Source organism: Gelidibacter gilvus (genome assembly GCF_004115975.1).
GTDB lineage: Bacteria > Bacteroidota > Bacteroidia > Flavobacteriales > Flavobacteriaceae > Gelidibacter > Gelidibacter gilvus.
Window position 1 is genome coordinate 166,268 of the sequence record NZ_SDDZ01000003.1, and the last position, 24,647, is coordinate 190,914.

The 24,647-nt window shown below is 37.5% G+C and carries 18 protein-coding genes; 16 read left to right on the forward strand and 2 right to left on the reverse strand.

Features of this window, described 5'->3' with window-relative positions; translation table 11 throughout:
• The first annotated feature begins 3 nt into the window (after positions 1-3).
• The 14 genes from rplK to era all read left to right on the forward strand — a co-directional run bounded on the left by rplK (position 4) and on the right by era (position 17,729).
• On the forward strand, positions 4-441 hold the full coding sequence (gene rplK, locus ESZ48_RS07190) for a 50S ribosomal protein L11 (RefSeq protein ID WP_129016658.1): 438 nt from the start codon (positions 4-6) through the stop codon (positions 439-441).
• An 11-nt stretch (positions 442-452) separates the two neighbouring features.
• Complete coding sequence (gene rplA / locus ESZ48_RS07195) at positions 453-1,142, forward strand: 50S ribosomal protein L1 (RefSeq protein ID WP_129016659.1); 690 nt, start codon at positions 453-455, stop codon at positions 1,140-1,142.
• Positions 1,143-1,160: 18 nt separating this feature from the next.
• Positions 1,161-1,682 (forward strand): 50S ribosomal protein L10, encoded by a 522-nt coding sequence (rplJ, locus tag ESZ48_RS07200; protein ID WP_129016660.1) that lies wholly within the window; start codon positions 1,161-1,163, stop codon positions 1,680-1,682.
• A 59-nt stretch (positions 1,683-1,741) separates the two neighbouring features.
• Complete coding sequence (rplL, locus tag ESZ48_RS07205; protein WP_129016661.1) at positions 1,742-2,116, forward strand: 50S ribosomal protein L7/L12; 375 nt, start codon at positions 1,742-1,744, stop codon at positions 2,114-2,116.
• A gap of 125 nt (positions 2,117-2,241) precedes the next feature.
• Positions 2,242-6,054 (forward strand): DNA-directed RNA polymerase subunit beta, encoded by a 3,813-nt coding sequence (rpoB, locus tag ESZ48_RS07210; RefSeq protein WP_129016662.1) that lies wholly within the window; start codon positions 2,242-2,244, stop codon positions 6,052-6,054.
• Positions 6,055-6,149: 95 nt separating this feature from the next.
• Positions 6,150-10,451, forward strand: coding sequence for a DNA-directed RNA polymerase subunit beta' (gene rpoC, locus ESZ48_RS07215; protein WP_129016663.1), 4,302 nt, complete (start codon positions 6,150-6,152; stop codon positions 10,449-10,451).
• A 140-nt stretch (positions 10,452-10,591) separates the two neighbouring features.
• Positions 10,592-10,909: a DUF3467 domain-containing protein gene (locus tag ESZ48_RS07220; protein ID WP_129016664.1), complete on the forward strand. Its 318-nt coding sequence runs from the start codon at positions 10,592-10,594 to the stop codon at positions 10,907-10,909.
• Between the two features lie 233 nt (positions 10,910-11,142).
• Complete coding sequence (guaA, locus tag ESZ48_RS07225; protein WP_129016665.1) at positions 11,143-12,678, forward strand: glutamine-hydrolyzing GMP synthase; 1,536 nt, start codon at positions 11,143-11,145, stop codon at positions 12,676-12,678.
• 54 nt (positions 12,679-12,732) lie between these two features.
• Positions 12,733-14,643 (forward strand): LysM peptidoglycan-binding domain-containing protein, encoded by a 1,911-nt coding sequence (locus tag ESZ48_RS19850; protein ID WP_129016666.1) that lies wholly within the window; start codon positions 12,733-12,735, stop codon positions 14,641-14,643.
• Complete coding sequence (locus ESZ48_RS07235; protein WP_129016667.1) at positions 14,640-15,041, forward strand: OsmC family protein; 402 nt, start codon at positions 14,640-14,642, stop codon at positions 15,039-15,041. The genes ESZ48_RS19850 and ESZ48_RS07235 overlap by 4 nt, the downstream gene beginning before the upstream one ends.
• Positions 15,041-15,589 carry a DUF922 domain-containing protein gene (locus ESZ48_RS07240; protein ID WP_129016668.1) on the forward strand — a complete coding sequence of 183 codons (549 nt, stop codon included), beginning with the start codon at positions 15,041-15,043 and terminating at the stop codon, positions 15,587-15,589. The genes ESZ48_RS07235 and ESZ48_RS07240 overlap by 1 nt, the downstream gene beginning before the upstream one ends.
• Before the next feature lie 2 nt (positions 15,590-15,591).
• On the forward strand, positions 15,592-15,819 hold the full coding sequence (locus ESZ48_RS07245) for a DUF3820 family protein (RefSeq protein ID WP_129016898.1): 228 nt from the start codon (positions 15,592-15,594) through the stop codon (positions 15,817-15,819).
• A gap of 35 nt (positions 15,820-15,854) precedes the next feature.
• Entirely contained in the window at positions 15,855-16,817 is a 963-nt protein-coding gene (locus tag ESZ48_RS07250; RefSeq protein WP_223266385.1) for a YihY/virulence factor BrkB family protein, read from the forward strand.
• Between the two features lie 36 nt (positions 16,818-16,853).
• Positions 16,854-17,729 (forward strand): GTPase Era, encoded by an 876-nt coding sequence (gene era, locus ESZ48_RS07255; protein WP_129016900.1) that lies wholly within the window; start codon positions 16,854-16,856, stop codon positions 17,727-17,729.
• A gap of 415 nt (positions 17,730-18,144) precedes the next feature.
• Here era and ESZ48_RS07260 read toward each other — a convergent pair whose 3' ends face one another.
• Complete coding sequence (locus tag ESZ48_RS07260; RefSeq protein WP_129016669.1) at positions 18,145-18,651, reverse strand: GTP-binding protein; 507 nt, start codon at positions 18,649-18,651, stop codon at positions 18,145-18,147.
• 79 nt (positions 18,652-18,730) lie between these two features.
• Here ESZ48_RS07260 and der point away from each other — a divergent pair, with 79 nt between their 5' ends.
• Complete coding sequence (gene der, locus ESZ48_RS07265) at positions 18,731-20,035, forward strand: ribosome biogenesis GTPase Der (RefSeq protein ID WP_129016670.1); 1,305 nt, start codon at positions 18,731-18,733, stop codon at positions 20,033-20,035.
• 84 nt (positions 20,036-20,119) lie between these two features.
• Positions 20,120-22,897, forward strand: coding sequence for an outer membrane beta-barrel protein (locus tag ESZ48_RS07270; protein WP_129016671.1), 2,778 nt, complete (start codon positions 20,120-20,122; stop codon positions 22,895-22,897).
• A gap of 93 nt (positions 22,898-22,990) precedes the next feature.
• Here the strand turns inward: ESZ48_RS07270 and ESZ48_RS07275 are convergent, their stop codons facing one another.
• Complete coding sequence (locus ESZ48_RS07275; RefSeq protein ID WP_129016672.1) at positions 22,991-24,580, reverse strand: peptide chain release factor 3; 1,590 nt, start codon at positions 24,578-24,580, stop codon at positions 22,991-22,993.
• Between the last annotated feature and the right edge of the window lie 67 nt (positions 24,581-24,647).

The following is a 24,647-nucleotide window of genomic DNA, read 5'->3' on the forward strand; positions in this document are numbered from 1 at the left end:
AAAATGGCAAAAGAATTAAGTAAAGTAGTTAAGCTACAAGTTCGGGGAGGTGCAGCGAATCCATCGCCACCGGTAGGACCCGCTTTAGGAGCTGCTGGAGTTAATATCATGGAATTCTGTAAGCAATTTAATGCTAGAACTCAAGATAAGGCTGGCAAAGTATTGCCGGTTGTTATTTCTGTGTTCAAGGATAAATCGTTTGATTTCGTTATTAAGACCCCACCAGCTGCAGTACAGTTAATGGAAGCGGCCAAAGTAAAAAAAGGATCTGGAGAACCGAACAGAAAGAAGGTAGCAAAAGTAACCTGGGATCAAGTTAAAGCAATCGCAGAAGATAAAATGCAAGATTTAAATGCATTTACTGAAGCAAAAGCTATAGATATGGTTGCCGGGACAGCAAGATCAATGGGTATTACTGTAACTGGTAAAAAACCTAATTAAAAATTTTTGAAATGGCAAGAATAACAAAAAAGCAAAAAGAGGCAAGAGCTAAAGTTGATAAAACTAAACTTTATACCCTTGAAGAGGCTACAACTTTAATAAAAGAAATTTCCTATACTAAATTTGACGCTTCAGTGGATATCGCTGTAAGACTTGGAGTAGATCCTCGTAAAGCAAATCAAATGGTAAGAGGTGTGGTTTCTTTACCTCACGGAACAGGAAAGGACATGAAGGTTCTTGCATTGGTTACACCTGACAAAGAGCAGGAAGCTAAGGATGCAGGTGCTGATTATGTAGGATTGGATGAATACCTTGAGAAAATCAAAGGTGGTTGGACAGATGTTGACGTTATCGTTACCATGCCTGCAATCATGGGTAAATTAGGTCCTCTAGGTAGAGTATTAGGCCCAAGAGGCTTAATGCCAAATCCTAAAACAGGTACAGTAACTATGGATGTGGCCAAAGCGGTTGCAGAAGTAAAGGCTGGTAAAATTGACTTTAGAGTTGATAAAACAGGAATCGTTCACGCTCCAATTGGAAAAGCATCATTTACTGCTGATAAACTATTGGATAACGCCAACGAATTGTTGACCACTCTAATCAAAATGAAACCTGTTGCAGCTAAGGGTGTGTATATGAAGAGTATTTATATGTCAAGCACCATGAGTCCAAGTATATCAATCGATACTAAAATAGGTTAGTAGTTAAACTTTAATATTATGACAAGAGAAGAAAAATCACAAGTTATTGAAGAGTTGACTGCTCAATTAGCGGATAATACACATATCTATTTAACAGATATTTCTGGATTAAACGCAAAAAACACTTCAGAATTACGTCGCGCTTGCTTTAAAGCAGGTATTAAAATGGCGGTCGTAAAGAATACCTTGTTGGAGAAAGCTATGGCAGCTTCCGTAAAAGATTTTGGAGAACTTCCAAAAATCTTGAAAGGAAACACTTCAGTAATGTATTCAGAAACTGGAAACGCTCCAGCTAAAGTAATTAAAGCATTCCGTAAAAAATCTGATAAGCCTTTGCTTAAAGGAGCTTTTATTGAAGAAGCAATTTACATTGGTGATGAGCAATTAGATGTATTAGTCGACATCAAGTCAAGAGAAGAGTTAATTGGAGACATCGTAGGATTGCTTCAGTCTCCTGCTAAAAACGTTATTTCAGCGCTTAAATCAAGTGGTGGTAAATTAGCGGGCATTCTCAAAACATTATCCGAGAAAGAAGGATAATCAAATCAGTACGCACTTAAACAAATTATATTTTATTAAAATTATTAAAACGATAGAAAATGGCAGATTTAAAAGAATTCGCAGAAAAATTAGTTAATTTAACAGTAAAAGAAGTTAACGAATTAGCTACAATATTAAAAGATGAGTATGGTATCGAACCAGCTGCTGCTGCTGTTGCAGTTGCTGCAGGCGGTGGAGGTGCTGCTGAAGCGGCTGAAGAGCAGTCAGAATTTGACGTAGTTCTTAAAGCAGCAGGTGCTTCTAAATTGGCAGTTGTTAAATTGGTAAAAGAATTAACTGGTTTAGGTTTGAAAGAATCTAAAGAATTAGTTGATAATGCGCCAAGCAACATTAAAGAAGGTGTTTCTAAAGATGAAGCAGAAGCTTTAAAAGGTCAATTGGAAGACGCTGGAGCAGAAGTTGAGCTTAAATAAGCTTAACCCAAACTACAAATTTTGGTTTAGGTCTTCCGAATTGTTCGGAATGACCTAAACCCTTTTGTGTATATTAAAGATACATAAAAAACACACAATTATTTTAATCAAAATCTCGTTCATCGATGTTAGCACAAAAAGCTGAAAGATTAAATTTCTCGTCTATTGTAAATAGAACGGAGTATCCTGATTTTTTGGATATCCAAATAAAATCCTTCCAGGATTTTTTCCAATTAGAGACTAAATCTGAAGAAAGAGGGAATGAAGGTCTCTACAATACCTTCATGGAAAATTTCCCAATTACCGACACTCGCAATCAATTTGTTTTGGAGTTTTTGGATTATTTCATTGACCCACCAAGATATTCTATTGAAGAATGTATTGAAAGAGGATTAACATACAGTGTGCCCTTAAAAGCGCGTTTGAAATTGTATTGTACAGACCCAGAACACGAAGACTTTGAAACCATTGTCCAGGATGTCTATTTAGGTACAATTCCTTACATGACCCCAAGTGGTACGTTTTGTATCAATGGTGCTGAGCGTGTTGTGGTTTCACAATTGCACAGATCTCCGGGCGTATTCTTCAGTCAATCCTTCCATGCGAATGGAACTAAGTTATATTCAGCAAGAGTAATTCCTTTTAAAGGTTCTTGGATTGAATTTGCTACTGATATCAATAGCGTTATGTACGCCTATATTGATAGAAAGAAAAAATTACCTGTTACTACCTTGTTCAGAGCCATTGGTTTTGAGCGTGATAAGGACATTCTTGAGATATTTGACCTTGCAGAAGAGGTTAAAGTTTCTAAGTCTGGCCTTAAGAAAATCATTGGACGTAAATTGGCGGCACGTGTACTTAACACATGGCACGAAGATTTTGTTGATGAAGATACAGGTGAAGTAGTATCCATTGAGCGTAATGAAATTGTGCTTGACCGTGATACTGTTTTAGATAAAGATAATATTGAGGAAATCCTTGAAGCTGATGCGAAAACTGTTCTTTTACACAAAGAAAGTGCTCAGCAAGGAGATTACGCCATTATACATAACACACTTCAAAAGGATCCAACAAACTCCGAAAAAGAAGCTGTTGAACATATTTACCGTCAATTAAGAAACGCGGAGCCGCCAGATGAGGAAACTGCACGTGGTATTATTGACAAATTGTTTTTCTCAGACCAACGTTACTCTTTAGGTGAAGTAGGTCGTTATAGAATGAACAAAAAATTGAATCTTGATATCGGTATGGATAAGCAAGTGCTTACCAAATTGGATATCATTACCATTATCAAATATCTAATTGAGTTGATCAACTCTAAAGCTGAGATTGATGATATTGACCACCTTTCTAACCGTCGTGTACGTACAGTAGGGGAGCAATTATCACAACAGTTTGGTGTTGGTTTAGCACGTATGGCACGTACTATTCGTGAGCGTATGAACGTTCGTGACAATGAGGTGTTTACACCAATAGATTTGATTAACGCTAAGACTTTGTCTTCAGTAATCAACTCTTTCTTTGGAACGAATCAGTTATCTCAATTCATGGATCAAACCAATCCATTAGCTGAGATTACGCACAAACGTCGTTTATCAGCATTAGGACCTGGAGGTCTATCCAGAGAGCGTGCAGGTTTCGAGGTTCGTGACGTTCACTACACACATTACGGTCGTTTATGTCCAATTGAAACCCCTGAGGGACCAAATATTGGTCTGATTTCTTCACTTTCGGTTTATGCGAAAGTTAACGGAATGGGCTTCATTGAAACACCATATCGTAAAATTACAGATGGTGTTGTAGATATTAAGAATGAACCAATCTATTTGAGCGCTGAAGAAGAGGAAGATATGTTGATAGCTCAGGCTAATATTCATGTTGATAGCGTTGGAAAAATTCTTGAAGACAAAATTATTGCCCGTCAAGAAGGTGATTTCCCGGTAATTGATGGCGTGACTGCTGATTATACCGACGTTGCTCCTAATCAAGTAGCATCTATTTCAGCATCATTGATTCCTTTCTTGGAGCATGATGATGCCAACAGAGCCTTGATGGGATCTAACATGATGCGTCAGGCAGTACCATTATTGCGTGTTGATGCACCAATTGTTGGAACTGGTTTAGAGCGTCAAGTAGCTTCAGATTCAAGAGTATTGATCAATGCAGAAGGCGCTGGTACTGTAGAGTATGTAGACGCTAATGAAATTGTGATCAAATACGAACGTACCGAAGAACAAGCCATGGTAAGTTTTGATAGTGATACCAAAACCTATCCGTTGGTGAAATTTAGAAAAACCAACCAAGGCACCTCAATTAACTTAAAACCTATTGTAACTAAAGGAGATAAAGTTAAAAAAGGTCAAGTACTTTGTGAGGGTTATGCAACTCAAAATGGAGAGCTTGCTCTAGGTCGTAACATGAAAGTGGCGTTCATGCCATGGAAAGGTTACAACTTTGAGGATGCGATTGTGATTTCTGAAAAAGTTGTTCGTGATGATATTTTCACATCTATTCATATTGATGAGTATTCATTGGAAGTTAGAGATACCAAATTAGGTAATGAAGAGTTGACCAATGATATTCCTAACGTTTCTGAAGAGGCTACAAAAGACTTGGATGAAAACGGGATGATTAGAATTGGTGCTGAGATCAAACCTGGGGATATCTTAATTGGTAAGATTACTCCTAAAGGTGAATCTGATCCAACACCAGAAGAAAAATTGTTAAGAGCTATCTTTGGTGATAAGGCGGGTGATGTAAAAGATGCTTCGTTGAAAGCTTCTCCTTCATTGCACGGTGTTGTTATTGAGAAAAAATTATTCTCAAGAGCGGTAAAAGATAAACGTAAGAGAGCTAAGGATAAAGAAGATATTGATGCATTAGAATCAGTTTACTACAGAAAGTTTGATGAGTTAAAAGCCGTATTGGTCGATAAGTTATTCACTATAGTAAACGGAAAAACTGCTCAAGGTATCTTTAATGATCTTGGAGAGGAAATCATTCCAAAAGGTAAAAAATATACCTTAAAAATGTTGAACTCTGTTGATGATTATACGCATTTAACTTCAGGAGCTTGGACAATTGACGACCAAACAAATAGTTTAGTTTTGGATTTAATCCATAACTACAAGATTAAAGAAAATGACCTTCAAGGTTCATTGCGTCGTGAGAAGTTTACAATTTCTGTAGGGGATGAGTTGCCAGCAGGTATTATCAAATTGGCTAAAGTTTATATCGCTAAAAAGCGTAAGCTTAAAGTAGGTGATAAAATGGCAGGACGTCACGGTAACAAAGGTATCGTTGCACGTATTGTCCGTCAGGAAGATATGCCGTTCTTAGAAGATGGAACTCCGGTTGATATCGTATTGAATCCTCTAGGTGTACCTTCTCGTATGAACATTGGACAAATTTATGAAACTGTTCTTGGATGGGCAGGTCAAAAATTAGGACGAACCTATGCAACACCAATCTTTGATGGTGCCACATTGGATCAGATTAATGAATTGACTGATGAAGCTGGAATTCCACGTTTTGGACATACGTATCTATATGATGGTGGTACGGGAGATCGTTTTGATCAACCTGCAACTGTTGGGGTGATTTATATGTTGAAATTAGGACATATGGTTGATGATAAGATGCACTCGCGTTCTATTGGACCTTACTCATTGATTACACAACAACCATTGGGTGGTAAAGCTCAATTTGGTGGTCAGCGTTTTGGTGAGATGGAGGTTTGGGCACTTGAGGCTTATGGCGCATCTGCAACCTTACGGGAGATCTTAACAGTTAAATCTGATGATGTTATAGGTAGAGCTAAAACTTACGAAGCAATCGTAAAAGGAGAGCCAATGCCAGAACCAGGACTTCCTGAATCGTTCAACGTGTTAATGCACGAATTGAAAGGATTAGGATTGGATATTAGATTGGAGGAATAATTTCGTAGAAATTATTCCGCGTAGGGACAGGCCATGGCCTGTCCGTACCGCACCAATCATGAAAATTAAATTATAATTTGTTAGTACCATAAAAAATGGCAAGAAGACAAGATAAGAATACAGTACAGAGATTTAACAAAATCTCCATTGGTTTAGCGTCTCCAGAGTCTGTTTTAGCAGCATCTCGTGGTGAGGTTCTTAAACCTGAAACTATTAATTATCGTACACACAAACCAGAAAGAGATGGTTTGTTCTGTGAGCGTATTTTTGGTCCTGTAAAGGATTTTGAATGTGCTTGTGGTAAATATAAGCGTATCCGTTACAAAGGTATTGTTTGTGACCGTTGTGGTGTTGAAGTAACTGAAAAGAAAGTACGTAGAGACAGAGTTGGACATATCAATTTGGTAGTTCCTGTGGCTCATATTTGGTATTTCCGTTCTTTACCAAACAAAATTGGATACTTACTAGGATTACCTTCCAAGAAATTGGATATGATCATATATTACGAACGTTATGTAGTGATCCAACCAGGTAATGGAAAAAACGCCGATGGAGAACCATTGCAAAAAATGGATTTCTTGACGGAAGAAGAATATTTAACTATTCTTGAATCACTTCCACAGGATAACCAATATCTAGATGAGAACGATCCAAATAAGTTCATTGCAAAGATGGGAGCGGAATGCTTGATTGATTTGCTTTCAAGAATTGATTTGAACGACTTGTCTTTTGAATTGCGTCACAAAGCGAACACTGAAACTTCAAAACAACGTAAGACTGAAGCGTTAAAACGTCTTCAAGTTGTGGAAGCTTTCCGTGATTCTAACGATAACCGTGAAAATCTTCCAGAATGGATGATCATGAAGGCCGTACCAGTAATTCCACCAGAATTACGTCCGTTGGTGCCTTTAGATGGTGGTCGTTTTGCAACTTCAGATTTGAATGATTTGTACCGTCGTGTAATTATTCGTAACAACCGTTTGAAGCGTTTGGTTGAGATCAAAGCTCCAGAAGTTATTTTACGTAATGAGAAACGTATGTTGCAAGAATCTGTAGATTCATTATTTGACAACACTCGTAAAGCATCTGCAGTTAAAACAGATTCTAACAGACCGTTAAAATCACTATCTGATTCCTTAAAAGGAAAACAAGGACGTTTCCGTCAAAACTTATTGGGTAAACGTGTGGATTATTCAGCACGTTCGGTAATCGTCGTTGGACCAGAATTAAAACTATTTGAATGTGGATTGCCTAAAAACATGGCAGCAGAACTTTACAAACCATTCATCATCAGAAAACTGATTGAGCGTGGGATTGTGAAAACTGTAAAATCTGCAAAGAAAATTATAGACAGAAAGGAGCCAGTAGTTTGGGATATTTTAGAGAATGTTTTAAAAGGACATCCCGTTCTTTTAAACCGTGCTCCTACATTACACAGACTTGGTATCCAAGCCTTCCAGCCTAAATTGATTGAAGGTAAAGCAATCCAGTTGCACCCATTAGTATGTACTGCGTTCAACGCGGATTTCGATGGTGACCAAATGGCAGTGCATTTACCATTAGGACCAGAAGCTATTTTGGAGGCCCAATTATTAATGTTGGCTTCTCACAATATTTTGAATCCAGCAAACGGTTCTCCTGTTACTGTACCGTCTCAAGACATGGTTCTTGGTCTTTACTATATGACCAAGGAGCGTTTTTCAACGGACGAAGTAAAAGTAAAAGGTGAAGGCATAACGTTCTATTCTCCAGAAGAAGTGACTATTGCTTACAATGAGAAAAAAGTAGATTTAAATGCTGGAATCAAAGTAAGAACAGAAGACTTCAATGACGAAGGTGAATTGGTCACTAAGATTATTCAAACTACTGTTGGTCGTGTCTTGTTCAACGAGACTGTGCCAAAAGCAGCAGGTTTCATCAATCAGGTATTGACCAAAAAGTCCTTGAGAGATGCTATTGCGGTCATCCTAAAAGTAACTTCTGTTCCTGAAACAGCTGAGTTCTTGGATGAGATCAAAGATTTAGGATATAAGTTTGCGTTCCAAGGTGGTCTGTCGTTCAGTTTAGGAGATATTATTATTCCGGCTGAAAAACAAAGTATGATTGATAGTGCCAACAACCAAGTTGATGGTATTATGGCTAACTATAACATGGGATTGATTACCAATAACGAACGTTACAACCAAGTTATTGATATCTGGACTTCTACGAATGCGGAATTGACTGAATTGTCGATGAAGCGTATCCGTGAAGATCAGCAAGGGTTTAACTCAGTATATATGATGCTTGATTCTGGTGCTCGTGGATCTAAAGAACAGATCCGTCAGTTAACCGGGATGCGTGGATTGATGGCGAAACCTAAAAAATCTAGTGCAGGTGGAGGAGAGATTATTGAAAACCCAATTCTTTCTAACTTTAAGGAAGGTCTTTCAATTTTGGAATACTTTATTTCTACTCACGGTGCTCGTAAAGGTCTTGCAGATACCGCTCTTAAAACAGCAGATGCAGGTTACTTAACCCGTCGTTTGGTGGATGTGTCTCAAGATGTGATTGTCTACAGTGAAGATTGTGGAACATTGAGAGGTATTGAAGTATCCGCGTTGAAGAAGAATGAGGAGATTATTGAGAAGCTTGAGGATAGAATTGTAGGTAGAACGTCATTAAATGATGTTTACGATCCATTGACTGAAGAACTCATTGTTGGTGCAGGTGAACATATTGGTGATGTTATTGCTAAACGCATCCAGAATTCAGCTTTAGATGCTGTTGAAGTGCGTTCTGCATTGACTTGTGAAGCTACCAAAGGAATTTGTGCTAAATGTTACGGACGTAACCTTGCAACCGGTAAGATGGTTCAAAGAGGTGAAGCTGTTGGTGTTGTTGCAGCCCAATCAATTGGGGAGCCAGGAACACAGTTAACACTTCGTACGTTCCACGTTGGAGGTATTGCAGGTAACATTTCTGAAGAAAATAAACTGACCGTTAAGTTTGATGGTATTGCTGAAATTGAAGATTTAAAAGTTGTTAAAGGAACCGATAACAATGGTGATGCTGTTGATGTTGTTATTTCTCGTACTTCTGAATTCAAATTGGTAGATGCTAAAACTGGTATCACATTAAGTACACATAACATTCCTTATGGATCATTCATTTTCTGTAAGCCAGGAGATAAAGTGAAAAAAGGAGATGTGATTTGTTCTTGGGATCCTTATAACGGTGTAATTATTTCTGAATTTGCCGGTAAGATCGCTTACGAAAACATTGAACAAGGTGTCACGTACCAAGTTGAAATTGACGAACAAACTGGATTCCAGGAAAAAGTTATTTCTGAATCTAGAAATAAGAAGTTGATTCCAACTTTACATATTGAAGATGCTAAAGGGAACGCGATCCGTTCATACAACTTACCAGTTGGAGCTCACTTGATGATCAACAACGGTGAGAAGATTAATGTAGGTAAAGTCTTGGTGAAAATTCCTCGTAGATCAGCTAAGTCTGGTGATATTACAGGAGGTTTACCTCGAGTAACCGAGTTGTTTGAAGCACGTAACCCGTCTAACCCTGCTGTAGTAAGTGAGATTGATGGTGTTGTTTCTTTCGGAAAAATCAAAAGAGGTAACCGTGAGATAATCATCGAATCTAGATTAGGTGAGGTTAAGAAATACTTGGTAAAACTATCCAATCAAATTCTTGTTCAAGAAAATGATTATGTTAAAGCGGGTATGCCCTTATCTGATGGTTCCATCACTCCAGATGACATCTTGAATATCAAAGGTCCAGCAGCGGTTCAACAATACTTGGTAAATGAGGTACAGGAAGTATACCGTTTACAAGGTGTGAAAATCAACGACAAGCATTTTGAGGTTGTTGTAAGACAAATGATGCGTAAGGTGAGAATCATTGATTCTGGTGATACGATTTTCTTAGAAGACCAATTGGCTCATAAATCTGATTTCATCGAGGAGAACGATAAGATCTTTGGAATGAAAGTGATTGAAGATGCTGGAGATTCTAAAACTCTTAAACCAGGACAAATTGTAACGACGCGTCAATTAAGAGACGAAAACTCTGTTGTAAGAAGAGAAGATGGTCAGGTGGCTACTGCAAGAGATGCACAACCAGCTACAGCAACTCCAATCTTGCAAGGTATTACAAGAGCTTCATTACAGACAAAATCATTTATTTCGGCGGCATCGTTCCAAGAAACGACCAAAGTACTTAACGAAGCTGCGGTAAGCGCTAAAGTTGATTACTTAGAAGGCTTGAAAGAAAATGTTATTGTTGGTCATAGAATTCCTGCAGGAACCGGTGTAAGACGATATGAGAATATCATCGTTGGTTCAAAAGAGGAGTTCAACCAAATGATGAAAGCCAAAGAAGAGTTGAATTATAACTAATACAAATCCCCGCGAAAGTGGGGATCTTTTTTAATAAAACGGCGCGTGCAATTATATAATATTTAATATAAATGCGTCGAATTATTTAAGATACTAACTTTTAAACAGGAGATTCCTGCTTTCGCAGGAATTAAGAGAATATGAGCGATAACCAAGAAACACCAAAACAGGGACAAATAAATATTGAATTGGATGAAAAGATAGCAGAAGGAATTTATTCCAACTTAGCCATCATCAATCATTCTGTCTCTGAATTTGTAGTCGATTTTGTCAGCATTATGCCTGGAACACCAAAGAGCAAAGTGAAGTCACGTATTATCTTGACGCCACAGCATGCAAAACGTTTGCTGAAGGCTTTGGGTGAAAATGTGAAGCGCTTTGAAAACGCCCATGGTGAAATCAAAGATTACGAGCAACCACCGATTCCATTAAATTTTGGACCGACTGGTCAAGCTTAATAAAAATTAGTTGGTGTGCACCACCAATAACTTAAAAGTCCCTTTGAATTTATTTTCAAAGGGATTTTTTTATTAGATCCTTTTATTTTTGCTATACTTCCACAGATATAAAGTGTACGGCATATAAGAAAACCAAACTAAACTGTAACTAATTCAATATCTTTACAAAAAAATTAATCAAACAAATCGCGAGTCCAAATTCGTCATTATAAAATCAATTACTACTTTTGCGCATGCAACATAACAAAGTCCTTATCTTAGATTTCGGATCGCAATACACCCAGCTGATTGCGAGACGCGTTAGAGAACTCAACATATATTGTGAGATCCATCCATTCAATAAAATTCCTACAGAAATAGAAAGCTTTAAAGCAGTTATTTTATCTGGAGGACCATCGTCAGTTCGTGCAGAGACTGCACCACATCCAGATTTGTCAAAAATCAGAGGTCACATGCCGCTCCTAGGCATTTGTTATGGCGCTCAGTATTTGTCCCATTTTTCTGGAGGATTGGTAGCACCTTCCGATTCACGTGAATATGGAAGGACCAATTTGTCTTATATCAAAGTAAAGGAATCCTTATTTAATCATATTGATACTGGCAGCCAAGTATGGATGAGCCATAGTGATACCATTAAAAATTTACCAACCAACGGAGTGCTGATTGCCAGTACGAAAGATGTTGAAAATGCTGCCTTTGTCATCGAAGGAGAGCAGACCTATGGCATTCAATTTCATCCTGAAGTTTACCATTCTACGGATGGCAAGCAACTGTTGGAGAACTTTTTGGTGCACATTGCAAAAATAGAACAGGATTGGACGCCGCAGTCTTTTGTAGAAGAAACTGTTGAAGCTTTACAAGCTCAAATTGGTGACGATAAAGTTGTTTTAGGTCTTTCTGGAGGTGTAGACTCTTCGGTAGCTGCTATTTTACTTCATAAAGCCATTGGGAAAAATCTCTATTGCATTTTTGTGAACAATGGATTGCTTCGTAAAAATGAATTTGAAAGTGTCCTTACACAATACGAAGGCATGGGACTCAATGTAAAAGGTGTTGATGCTTCGGCACGTTTTTTGGAAGCTCTTGCGGGTGTAAGCGATCCGGAGTTGAAGCGTAAAGCTATTGGTCGTGTGTTCATTGAAGTTTTTGATGATGAAGCGCATCAAATTGAAGATGTAAAATGGTTGGCGCAAGGTACAATTTATCCAGACGTGATAGAAAGTGTTTCTGCTACGGGTGGACCAAGTGCAACAATTAAAAGCCATCACAATGTTGGAGGTTTGCCTGATTTTATGAAACTTAAAATTGTGGAACCTTTAAGAGCATTATTTAAGGATGAAGTAAGACGTGTGGGCGCTTCAATGGATATGGACGAAGGCATTTTAGGTCGCCATCCTTTTCCAGGTCCTGGATTGGCTATTCGTATTTTAGGTGATATTACCGCCGAAAAAGTGCGTGTCCTTCAGGAAGTAGATGCTATATTTATCAATAATCTTAAAGTGTGGAATTTATACGATAAAGTATGGCAAGCAGGAGCAATCTTATTGCCTGTAAATAGTGTAGGAGTGATGGGCGATGAGCGTACTTACGAAAAATGTGTCGCTTTAAGAGCGGTAGAAAGTACAGATGGTATGACTGCAGATTGGGTAAATTTACCTTACGAATTTTTGCAAAACACCTCCAATGAAATAATAAATAAAGTAAAAGGCGTTAATAGAGTAGTGTATGACATTAGTTCTAAGCCGCCAGCAACTATTGAATGGGAATAACGAGAACTATCAAGTTACAGTCGCAGTTTTCAGTCAATTACATATAAATAAAACATGAAAAAACTCATTTTAATTTGTGTCATCATCTTGTCTTGCAGTTGGTTTGCCCATGCGCAAAAGTTTAAAGCGCATACGGTAAAACAAGGAGAAACTGTGGAATCTATTGCAAAAAAATACCAAGTTTCTGTATCTGATATTTATGCTTTAAACCCCGATGCCAAGAGGAAATTGGACCTAAATTCAGTTTTGATTATTCCAAATGCTGCTGCTATTTCTTCTGATGCCACAACGGAAACTAAGGAATTAACAGGTTATACCTCCCATAAGGTAAAACGTAAGGAAACACTCTATGGCATTTCAAAAGAATACAATATTGAAATCGAGGATATAAAAAGACATAACAAGCGCTTATATTCTGAGAATTTGAGAAAAGGAGATCAGATCAGGATTCCGAAGTATAAAACAGTAGTTTCAAAGGTAGCACCAAGTAATGCCATTAAAACCTATAAGGTGCAGCCTAAAGAAGGAAAATGGCGTGTGGCGTATAAATTTGGAATTACCGTTGCCGAATTGGAAACATTAAACCCCGGCATGAACGAAGTTTTACAGCCAGGAGACGAAATAAATGTGCCAAACACAGATGAGGAAAAGACCATTGATGATAATTTTAATTATTACACAGTCCAAAAAAGTGAAGGGTATTACCGTTTAAAAGTCAAATTGGGTCTTACTCAAGAAGATTTGGAAAAACTTAATCCAGAATTAAAAATCGATGGATTAAAAGAAGGTATGGTTTTAAAAGTCCCTCATAATGTCACAGTTGGCGAAGTGGTTGGCCAGGTTGACGAAACAAATCTCACTAAAAATCTAAGGAATTTAAAAACCAAGCAAATTGCGGTCATGTTACCCTTCCGTTTGAGTAGAGTGGATACCGATTCTGTACAGGAAGCGAAGGAAATGATTAAAAGAGATACACGCTTGTCTGTTTCCCTAGATTTTCATACGGGGGTTTTGATGGCCGTAGATTCGGCAAAACGTTTGGGCATCTCTACCAAACTGAAAGTTTTTGACACTGAGGATCAACTCGCCGAAATTTCTAAAATTTTAAACAGTAACGACTTTTCCAACTATGATGCCGTTATTGGACCTTTGATGGCAAATAATTTAGACCGTGTGGCTCGAGCCTTGGAAAATGATAGAATTCCGGTAATTTCACCAATTATTAAGCCAGAACACTTGTATAGTAACGTTTTTCAAACGATTCCTGAGCCGCAGATGCTTGAAAAAGCCATGATTCAATTTGTGAAGGATGATGCATTGAAAGTCAATGTGGTCATCATTTCAGATCATTCAAACAGAGAGATCAATAACCGATTGAAATCTGAATTCCCAAGTGCGAAACAAATCTTCTCTCGGAAAGACAGCAAGAACGGACGAGATGCGTTTTATATTATGGCTGCCGATTTAAGCGGTGCTTTTTCAAATGGTAAAAACTATGTCTTTTTAGAAACTGCAAACGAGGCTCTAGTGTCAAATGTAACAAGTATGCTCAACGGATTGACCAATAGAAATCAGGACATTGTTTTGGTCTCTACCAAATTAACCGATGCTTTTGAAGGTGCGAATGTATCCAATTACCATTTAGCGAGTTTGAAATTCCATTATCCATCCATTAACCGAAGCTCGAGTTCGGATCAGCAGAATAGTTTCGTTAAATCCTACAAGAGCAAATACGGTATTGAGCCGAATAAGTTTGCAGCCAGAGGATTTGATCTCACCTTAGATGTTCTTTTACGATTGGCATCTGATGAAGATCTTTACAAAGCATCATCCAATGCTGTTGAAACCCAATATACTGAAAACAAGTTTAGATATTCTAAAAAACTGAATGGTGGTTATTACAACGAAGCCATCTATATTGTAAAATATACGAGTGATCTTACCATAGAAGAAGCAAAATTATGACATCAAAAGTAGTTTACCTTGGCGATTTAAGAACGGAATGTACCCATGTCAAATCTGGAAATGCATTTATTACCGACGCGCCTACAGATAATAACGGTAAAGGCTTGGCATTCTCTCCTACAGACACCGTTGCTACGGGATTGGCAAGTTGTATGATGACCGTTATGGGCATTAAAGCCAGGGACATGGGGGTAGATATGACCGGTACAACCGCTGAAGTGACCAAAATAATGGCCAGCAACCCTAGGCGAATTTCAAAAATAGAAGTGCTTATGAATTTGCCTTTTGTGGCAGATAATAAAACAAAAAAGATTCTTGAAAACACTGGCAGAACCTGCCCAGTACTTTACAGTCTTCATCCAGATATAGAAAAAGACATCACCTTTAAGTGGGCGTGATGATCTCTAAACTGATTTTTGTTTTGACATTGATCCTTAGCGGACCATCCATTAATGAAGATGTTTTGGAATGGCAGGAAAATGTTCAACTCAAATGGTCAGATTTTAAGGGACAGCCCAAAGATCTAGGAGATATTGTGGCAATAACATCCTCTGGAATTTCATTCCGGTTTTCCATCAAAGAGAATAACCATACAGTCACTGGATTTGACACCCAAGTAAAAGCTCATTTTTATCCAAAACGTTCTTGGGTACACAAGAAAAAAGCATCTGACCATATTCTTGCCCATGAACAGTTACATTTTGATATTACGGAATTATATGTTCGTAAATTCAAAAAGGAAATCATTCATTTAGACATTTCAAAAAACATCAAACGAGATCTGAATAATACGTATGAGCGCATCAATAAAGACATGTCAGCCATGCAGAAAACTTATGACACTGAAACAAACTACTCTAGAAACGTCATAGCTCAATCTGCCTGGAAGAAGAAGATAGATGACGCCCTAACGATCTATAGCGATTATAAAAACATCAATAAATAGTGATAGAACCCGATAAAAATTTCCTAATTAAACTTGCACATACCAAAATGCCTTTTGGCAAATATGAAGGCAGATTTTTAATTGATTTACCTGAGTATTATGTGGTTTGGTATCATAACAAAGGTTTTCCGAAGGGGCAACTTGGTTTGATGCTTGCCACCGTTTATGAGTTAAAATTAAATGGTTTAGAGAACTTAATTCGGAACATAAAACAGCGGTATCCAAAGTAATTATTTAACTTTAAAAATAAAAAATTCGTTTTTGAATGGATGTAGAATCTCCTAGTATGTCAGAGCATTTGGAAGAAAACTTCAAACTAAAGCACCTGCCTTCTTTATTTGTAAAAAGCTTCAAGACTTGGAATGATGAAGATCCATTTCGTTTGAGTGCTGTGGTGGCCTACTACTCGGTGTTGTCTTTGCCTGGTCTTATTGTTATCCTGATCAATATTGTGGGCAGTATCTGGGGACCAGCAATTGTTGAAGGACATTTAACCCAAGAAATTAGTGAAGTTCTGGGACAGGATGCAGCAGAGATCATTAAATCCATTCTTACAGAAACACTCGATACCGACAAGAATGTAATTTCTACAATTATAGGTATCGCCAGTATTATTTTTGGAGCCACAGGAGTTTTTTACCAACTGCAAATTTCACTCAATAAAATTTGGCAGGTAGAGGAATCAGAAAAATTCAGTTTAAAAAAACTGCTTACAGATCGGGCCAGAAGTTTTGCCTTTATATTGGTCATTGGGTTTTTACTGTTGATTAGTTTTATAGTTTCGGCGATTTTAGGAGTATTTAGTGGTTATATAAAAGAAGTGTTTCCACATATTGTTCTGTATGTCGCATATCTGTTGGATTTGGTCTTGTCAGTGGCTGTTGTAACAACCCTTTTTGCTCTGATGTTCAAATATATGCCAGATGCAAAGATCAGATGGGAAACGGTGTGGATAGGTGCGTTTATTACCGCCATTCTCTTTACGCTTGGTAAATATTTATTGGGACTTTATTTTGGAACTGCTAATCCTGGATCAACCTATGGTGCTGCTGGAGGCATTGTTTTAGTTTTACTTTGGGTGTCGTATTCGTGTCTCATCTTCTTTTTTGGAGCAGCGTTTACCAAAGAGTTTTCAAAAAAATACGGACACGATTCTCATGCACTTTCCGAATTGCTAGAACAGATTGAAAAGGAAAAGAACGCATCTGAGAATAATCATTCGTCTTAAAATTTAAAACTTATCTTTGTAAAAATAATGATTAAGATGCATAAAGCAGGTTTTGTAAATATTATCGGGAATCCAAATGTTGGTAAATCAACGTTGATGAATGCCTTTGTGGGTGAAAAATTATCCATAATCACTTCTAAAGCACAAACGACAAGGCACCGTATTCTTGGGATTGTCAATGGCGATGATTTTCAGGTTATTTTATCCGATACACCAGGAATTATCAAACCCGCTTATGAACTTCAAGCATCCATGATGGATTTCGTGAAATCTGCCTTTGACGATGCGGATGTGCTGATATATATGGTAGAAATTGGAGAACAGGAACTTAAAGATGAAGCTTTCTTCAAAAAAATTACCAACTCAAAAATTCCAGTGTTGTTATTGTTGAATAAAATCGACAAATCTGACCAAGAGCAATTGGAAGCACAAGTACAATTATGGTCTGAAAAAGTACCAAATGCAGAGATTTATCCAATTTCAGCTTTGGAAGGTTTTAACGTCAAAGAGGTGTTCGGCAGAATTATTGAGCTCTTGCCAGAGTCGCCTGCGTATTATCCGAAAGACCAATTGACAGATCGACCAGAACGTTTTTTTGTGAATGAAACCATTCGGGAAAAAATCTTAATCCATTATAAAAAAGAGATTCCGTACGCCGTTGAAATTGATACTGAGGAGTTTTTTGAAGAAGAAAACATTATCAGAATGCGATCTGTGATTATGGTAGAACGCGAAACCCAAAAAGGAATCATCATTGGCCACAAAGGTGCTGCCTTAAAAAGAGTAGGCGTGGAGGCTAGAAAAGATTTAGAACTGTTTTTCGGAAAACAGGTCCATTTGGAATTGTACGTAAAAGTCAATAAAAACTGGCGCAGTGATCAGAAACAGTTGAAACGTTTTGGGTATAATTAGAAGTAGTTTTCAGTAGGCAGTCAGCAGTAATCAGTCTCAGTTTCCAGTTGAGATTAAATCCCAGATTGACTGACAACTACTGATTTAGATATACCTCACAAAACTCTATGTGGAACCCTGTGCTCCTCTGTGTAACTCTGTGTAATAACTTGATAAGTAGGCAGTATCCAGTCTCAGTCCCAGTTTCCAGCTTTGATTTAATCCAAAGCTGACTTACAAATACAGATTCAGATATATATTACAAAACCCTCTGTGGATCTCTGTGCTCCTTTGTGTAACTCTGTGTAATAACTTGATAAGTAGGCAGTATTCAGTCTCAGTCCCAGTTTCCAGTTGTGATTCAATCCAAAACTGACTGACAAATGCAGATTCGTATATATCACAAAACTCTCCATAGAACTCCGTGTAATAACTTCTATATTAATCCATTTGTTTTTAGAGTCGTATCCATAAAATTATAAAGTCCATGCATCTCCTCTTTTCCTTTCGCTCTTCCAAACCGACCTGCAAAATAAAGTCCAAACCAAACCACCACCATCAGTAACATCAACCCCAATGGAAACGCATAAGGATTTTTTAAAGTCCAGTTGGTGTATGTCCATATTCCAAAGGCAATAAAAAGTCCAGCAACTAAAAAATGTAGAAACATAAACATCGTCCAAACGGTCGGATTTGGTCCAAACAACCCATGAAGAGTGGAAGTTTTGTCGTCTACCTCATTGATCTCCAAATGCAATTGTGGCGACCAAAACTGTTGTTCATGCGTTGGTAATCGTATAAAAACATGATCGTCAACCCTAACTATCTTGTAGATCTTGGATGTGGTCTTTGCATCCTCAAATGTTTTGAGAATACACGCGTTTCCGTGGTTTAATTCGATTTTAAAACGCGGTCTCAGCACTATTTCGTTTGATATTGACATACATATAATTTAAAAGCGTTGAAAAATACTCTATTTTTTTCAGAAAGGAAACACTACCTTTGCAAACAATTTAAAAGTCATGAGTAGTATAGTAGCCATAGTAGGTCGTCCAAATGTAGGAAAGTCAACCTTATTCAATCGTTTAATCAAACGGAGGGAAGCCATTGTTGATGCCGTAAGTGGTGTGACCAGAGATAGACATTATGGAAAATCAGAATGGAACGGCCGTGAGTTTTCTGTAATTGATACAGGAGGATACGTCGTTGGCAGTGATGATATTTTTGAAATTGAAATTGACAAACAGGTTGAGCTTGCAATTGATGAAGCCGATGTCATCATTTTTGTTGTAGATGTCGAAACCGGCGTTACAGGAATGGATGAGGATGTTGCCAACTTGCTGAGACGAGTCAATAAGCCCGTGTTTTTAGCCGTTAATAAAGTGGATAATAATAAACGTGCTGAAAATGCTGTGGAATTTTATTCGCTAGGGTTAGGAGAGTATTTCACTATTGCCAGTATCAGCGGAAGCGGTACCGGAGATTTGCTTGATGCAGTAGTCAAAGCATTACCTGAATATGTTGAAGAGGTGGAAAGTGATTTGCCAAGATTTGCGGTTGTAGGCCGTCCGAATGCAGGGAAGTCTTCTTTTATCAATGCACTTATTGGTGAAGAGCGCTATATCGTTACTGATATTGCTGGTACGACAAGAGATGCCATCGACACAAAATATAACCAATTCGGATTTGAATTTAATTTGGTAGACACTGCGGGAATCCGTCGTAAATCAAAGGTAAAGGAAGATTTGGAGTTTTACTCAGTGATGCGGAGCGTTAGAGCTATTGAGCATTGTGATGTAGTGATCTTGGTACATGATGCCACACGTGGTTTTGACGGGCAAGTACAGAATATATTTTGGCTGGCGGAGCGCAACAGAAAGGGTATTGTTATTTTAGTCAATAAATGGGATTTGGTGGAAAAGGAAACCAATTCTGTGCGAGATTACGAAAAACAAATTCGTAAGGAGATTGAACCTTTTACTGATGTTCCAATTGTCTTTATTTCGGTTCTCAATAAACAACGTATTTTTAAAGCTATTGAAACTGCGGTTGAAGTATTCAACAATCGCTCTAAAAAAATAAAAACGAGTAAGCTCAATGAGGTGTTATTGCCAATTATTGAGAATAATCCACCACCTGCATTAAAGGGGAAATACGTTAAAATTAAGTATATCATGCAGTTGCCAACGCCGCAACCACAGTTTGCTTTTTTCTGTAATTTACCACAATATGTAAGGGAGCCTTACAAGCGTTTTTTAGAAAATAAACTTCGCGAAGAATTTAACTTTCATGGCGTTCCCATCAGTATTTACATGCGGAAGAAGTAAAACTCCGGTTTTATTTATGTTTTTTTTAAGACTTGTGTAGGATTTCTCTTCTATCTTTAAAAGCTATAATCATCAATCAAAAGCATGAAGAAATTTCTATGTGTGCTCACCTTGTTGTGTGCATGTATGACTTTTTCCCAAGGTAAACCTTTTAAAATTTCAGGTACTTTAATTTCAGGGGAAGATCAAACACCGTTAGAATCGGCAACCATTTATTTGGAAACTCTTAAAGATTCTACGTTAATTACATACACTATTTCTGATAAGAACGGCGGGTTTGTTTTGGACAATAGAACTTATGAAGACTCACTAAACTTGATTATTTCCTATATCGGATTTGAAACCTATACCCGAATTCTCAAGATCGGGAAAGATCCTCTCAACCTGAAAACTATTCCGCTAAAAACAGCCAATGTTCTAGATGAAGTCCTGGTGAGGTCCAGAGCACCAATTACCATTAAAAAAGACACCTTAGAATTTAACGTCGCGTCATTTAAAACCAAAAAAGATGCTACTGTTGAAGATCTTTTAAAAGAACTTCCTGGAGTAGAGGTTGATGAAGATGGAACTATTAAAATCAACGGGAAAGAAGTGAGTGAAATTCTTGTAAATGGAAAACCGTTTTTCGGGAATGATCCTACAATTACCACTAGGAATTTAACCAAGGATCTTATTGAAAAAGTTCAAATCACAGATGCAAAATCCAAAGCAGAGGCATTTAGTGGAGAGAAAGGGGATAAGGATAGTAAATCCATCAACTTAACAATAAAAGAAGAAAACAATAAAGGTGTTTTTGGACGTGTTGCTGCGGGAGCTGGAACTGATGATCATTATGAGTTTGCTGGGCTTGTCAATGTTTTTGATAATGAACAGCGCATCAGCGTTCTAGCTGGCGGAAATAATATCAATTCGGCAGGGTTTAGTTTTGGTGAACTTCATAAAATGTTTGGTTCCGTGAACAGCGTGAGTTTCAGCGGGAGTGATTCTTTTGTCATTGATGGAAGATCATTTGGTGGTGGTCAAGGTATCACATCCTCACAAACTGCAGGGGTGAACTATGCTGATGAATTAGGAAAGGGTAATGATGTTTCTGCAGACTATTTTTATTCTTCAAGTCATTCTGATAACGCATCTATTGTAGAGCGCGAAAATATTTTACCTGACTCCAGATATTTTACCAATTCTTCTTCAAGTTCAATAAATGATACAGAAGCGCATAGTGTGAATACCGCTTTTGATATCAAAATTGATTCTACATTTTTAATTAATGTGAGACCTTCCTTTCGCTTCTCAAATTCAAAGAATAGTTTTGAAAAGGAGGAGACTTCAAGTGATGCGAATAACACATTGATGAATCAAGGAAAAACAGCCTCTTTTGTAGAAAATACAGGTAAGGATTTTGGAAACAATTTGAATTTGACCAAACGTTTTGGCAAAGGCGGAAGTTTTATTAGGGTAAATATGAATGCCAATGTAACTGCAAATAATTCTTCTGATTTTCTAAATTCAGAAACCAATATCTATGGTAATGATCCCAACGATATATTAAGAGATCAATTTACAGATGGTGAAAGAACTTCCAATAGGTTAGATTTAGGCTTTACCTATCGATTACCTTTGCAGGCGAAAAAATGGTTTTTTGATTTTAAATATGCCTATAATATCGATAAGCGTAAAGACCAGAGAAGCACTTTTGACTTTGACCAGGAATCCCAATCTTATGATATTTTCAATACTGCGTTAAGTACGGATTTTATCAATAAGAACCATAAACATACTCCAAATGTTCAATTAGTATTTAACTCAGAAAAGGCAAATATTATTTTGGGATCCGGATATAGTTTGACAAGACTTGAAAACGCTGATAGATTAAGACCTGAATTAAGCTTGAATCAAACCTACGATTTCTTGGAGTTGAATGCTAATTTAGATTATAAGTTCAATCCGAAATCTTCATTTTATGCCTACTATGATTTAGGAAACAATACACCTGAAATAGCGCAATTACAGCCATTCACAGACGTTTCCGATCCCTTGAATACCATAATAGGAAATCCCAGCTTAAGTCCGTCAAAAACACATCGAATAAGTGCGGATTACAATAATTATGATTATCAAAAGCGCAGCGGATTTTACGTTTATGCTAATGCTTATATTATTGACGATCAGGTGGTTTCAAAATCGCAAGTTGACGAAAATTTTGTTCGGACTACAACCTATACAAATGTCAACGGTAACTACAGTTCGTACCTCGGCTCCAGTTTAAGCAAGGATTTTAAAATTGACTCACTTCAAACAGTAAAGATGAACGTGGGATTATCGGGCAATATGAATAATCGGGTCAATTTCAACAATAATGTTGAATATGCTGCATTAAGCATCGGTCTTAATCCTTCAATTGGAGTGACTTATACCTGGAAGAACATATTTGAAATAAGACCTAATTACCGATTGTCAATCACTAATACACGATATGATCTGGACGATTTTGATGATCGAAATTTTTTAAGACATAGTGTTGGCATTCGAACAGCTACATTTATGCCCAAAAAACTGGAATGGCGCAACGATATCAGTTACACCTATAATAGAGATGTCGCAGAAGGTTTTCAGAAAAGTGCCTGGTTTTGGAACGCTACCTTAGCGTATTCCGTTTTAAAGGACAAAGGAAATATTACTTTAAAAGTCTATGATTTATTGAATCAGAATACAAATGCCCAACGCATTGCCACTGATAATTATATCCAAGATTCACAAAGCACCGTCTTGGAACAGTATTTCATGTTAAGTTTTAGTTGGAAGTTCAATAGCTTAGGTCCAAAGGGAGAAAGTGGACGGGGTTCGATGTTTATGATGGACTAAAAATTCCAAATTCCAAATTCCAAATCACAATGCGCGAGGCATGTCTTTGGATTGTTTTTTTTGGAATTTGGTACTTGAGTTTTTGCAATTTAACTACTTGTATTCCGAAACAAAATGAAACTTAATAGTTGGATAGGTTTGTTGCGTCATTTGCAATGAAAACTGCGAATCCGCTAAAAACACCAATTGATCTTGTTTGTCTTTTGCTAAGTACCGATGTTTTACCCTTAAAAACTCTTTGAACTCGTCACTTTTTGGATCGGTTGGTTCTACCCAGCAAGCTTTATATACATTTAAGTTTTCGTACGTACATTTCGCACCATATTCATGTTCCAATCGGTATTGGATGACTTCATACTGTAAAGCACCAACGGTTCCGATAACCTTTCTGCCATTGAGTTCCAAGGTGAACAATTGCGCCACGCCTTCGTCCATTAATTGATCGATACCTTTATAAAGCTGTTTAGATTTTAATGGATCAGCATTATTGATGTATCTAAAATGCTCAGGAGAAAAGCTAGGAATGCCTTTGTAATTGATGTTCTCACCTTCGGTAAGTGTATCCCCAATCTTGAAATTACCAGTATCATGGATCCCTACAATATCACCTGGATAGGAAATATCCACAATTTCTTTCTTTTCTGCAAAGAAAGCATTTGGACTGGAGAATTTCATTTTCTTATTGTTTCTGACGTGTAGATACGCTTTGTTGCGTTCAAAAGTACCCGAAACAATTTTTATAAATGCCAAACGGTCACGATGATTTGGGTCCATATTGGCGTGAATTTTAAATACGAAACCAGTAAACTCCTTTTCATCCGGATATACCAATCGCTCTTCACTTTGTTTGGGTCTTGGTCTTGGGGCAATTTCCACGAAACAGTCTAATAATTCCCGAACCCCGAAATTATTCAAGGCAGATCCAAAAAAGACAGGTTGCTGTTTTCCGTTTAAATATTCGTCACGATCAAAAGTTGGATAAATACCTTCTACAAGTTCAATTTCTTCACGAAGATTGTCGGCGGCTTTTTTTCCAACCAGAGCGTCTATCTCTTTAGATTCTAGATCGGATATTTCAACAGTTTCCTCAATGCTTTTTCGATTGCTGCCACTAAAGAGATTGATGTTTTTCTCCCAAAGATTATAAATACCTTTAAAATCGTAGCCCATTCCTATCGGAAAACTCATAGGAACAACTCTTAAGCCAAGTTTTTGTTCCACTTCATCCAACAAATCAAAAGCATCTCTTCCTTCACGATCTAGCTTATTAATAAACACAATCATCGGAATATTTCGCATTCTACAAACTTCTACTAATTTTTCGGTCTGTTCTTCCACACCCTTTGCAACGTCAATCACAACAATCACACTGTCTACAGCGGTTAAAGTTCTGAACGTGTCTTCGGCAAAATCCTTATGTCCAGGTGTATCGAGAATATTTATTTTTATGCCTTCATACTCAAAAGCCAACACCGATGTTGCGACAGAAATTCCACGCTGACGTTCAATTTCCATAAAGTCACTCGTAGCACCTTTCTTAATTTTATTACTCTTAACCGCACCAGCTTCTTGGATGGCACCACCAAATAATAATAATTTCTCGGTAAGTGTTGTTTTTCCAGCATCTGGATGCGCAATAATACCAAATGTGCGTCGTCTTTCTATTTCTTTTTTAAAACTCATATTCTGCTTAAAATGGGATGCAAAGATACTATTATTGAGAGCAAATTTGGTAGAAGAACTAAGCCGA

What these genes read in the sequence shown, in the direction of transcription:
- rplK (WP_129016658.1), top strand. Translation starts at nt 4, where the DNA reads ATGGCAAAAGAATTAAGTAAAGTAGTTAAGCTACAAGTTCGGGGAGGT.
- rplA (WP_129016659.1), top strand. Translation starts at nt 453, where the DNA reads ATGGCAAGAATAACAAAAAAGCAAAAAGAGGCAAGAGCTAAAGTTGAT.
- rplJ (WP_129016660.1), top strand. Translation starts at nt 1,161, where the DNA reads ATGACAAGAGAAGAAAAATCACAAGTTATTGAAGAGTTGACTGCTCAA.
- rplL (WP_129016661.1), top strand. Translation starts at nt 1,742, where the DNA reads ATGGCAGATTTAAAAGAATTCGCAGAAAAATTAGTTAATTTAACAGTA.
- rpoB (WP_129016662.1), top strand. Translation starts at nt 2,242, where the DNA reads ATGTTAGCACAAAAAGCTGAAAGATTAAATTTCTCGTCTATTGTAAAT.
- rpoC (WP_129016663.1), top strand. Translation starts at nt 6,150, where the DNA reads ATGGCAAGAAGACAAGATAAGAATACAGTACAGAGATTTAACAAAATC.
- ESZ48_RS07220 (WP_129016664.1), top strand. Translation starts at nt 10,592, where the DNA reads ATGAGCGATAACCAAGAAACACCAAAACAGGGACAAATAAATATTGAA.
- guaA (WP_129016665.1), top strand. Translation starts at nt 11,143, where the DNA reads ATGCAACATAACAAAGTCCTTATCTTAGATTTCGGATCGCAATACACC.
- ESZ48_RS19850 (WP_129016666.1), top strand. Translation starts at nt 12,733, where the DNA reads ATGAAAAAACTCATTTTAATTTGTGTCATCATCTTGTCTTGCAGTTGG.
- ESZ48_RS07235 (WP_129016667.1), top strand. Translation starts at nt 14,640, where the DNA reads ATGACATCAAAAGTAGTTTACCTTGGCGATTTAAGAACGGAATGTACC.
- ESZ48_RS07240 (WP_129016668.1), top strand. Translation starts at nt 15,041, where the DNA reads ATGATCTCTAAACTGATTTTTGTTTTGACATTGATCCTTAGCGGACCA.
- ESZ48_RS07250 (WP_223266385.1), top strand. Translation starts at nt 15,855, where the DNA reads ATGGATGTAGAATCTCCTAGTATGTCAGAGCATTTGGAAGAAAACTTC.
- era (WP_129016900.1), top strand. Translation starts at nt 16,854, where the DNA reads ATGCATAAAGCAGGTTTTGTAAATATTATCGGGAATCCAAATGTTGGT.
- ESZ48_RS07260 (WP_129016669.1), bottom strand. Translation starts at nt 18,651, where the DNA reads ATGTCAATATCAAACGAAATAGTGCTGAGACCGCGTTTTAAAATCGAA.
- der (WP_129016670.1), top strand. Translation starts at nt 18,731, where the DNA reads ATGAGTAGTATAGTAGCCATAGTAGGTCGTCCAAATGTAGGAAAGTCA.
- ESZ48_RS07270 (WP_129016671.1), top strand. Translation starts at nt 20,120, where the DNA reads ATGAAGAAATTTCTATGTGTGCTCACCTTGTTGTGTGCATGTATGACT.
- ESZ48_RS07275 (WP_129016672.1), bottom strand. Translation starts at nt 24,580, where the DNA reads ATGAGTTTTAAAAAAGAAATAGAAAGACGACGCACATTTGGTATTATT.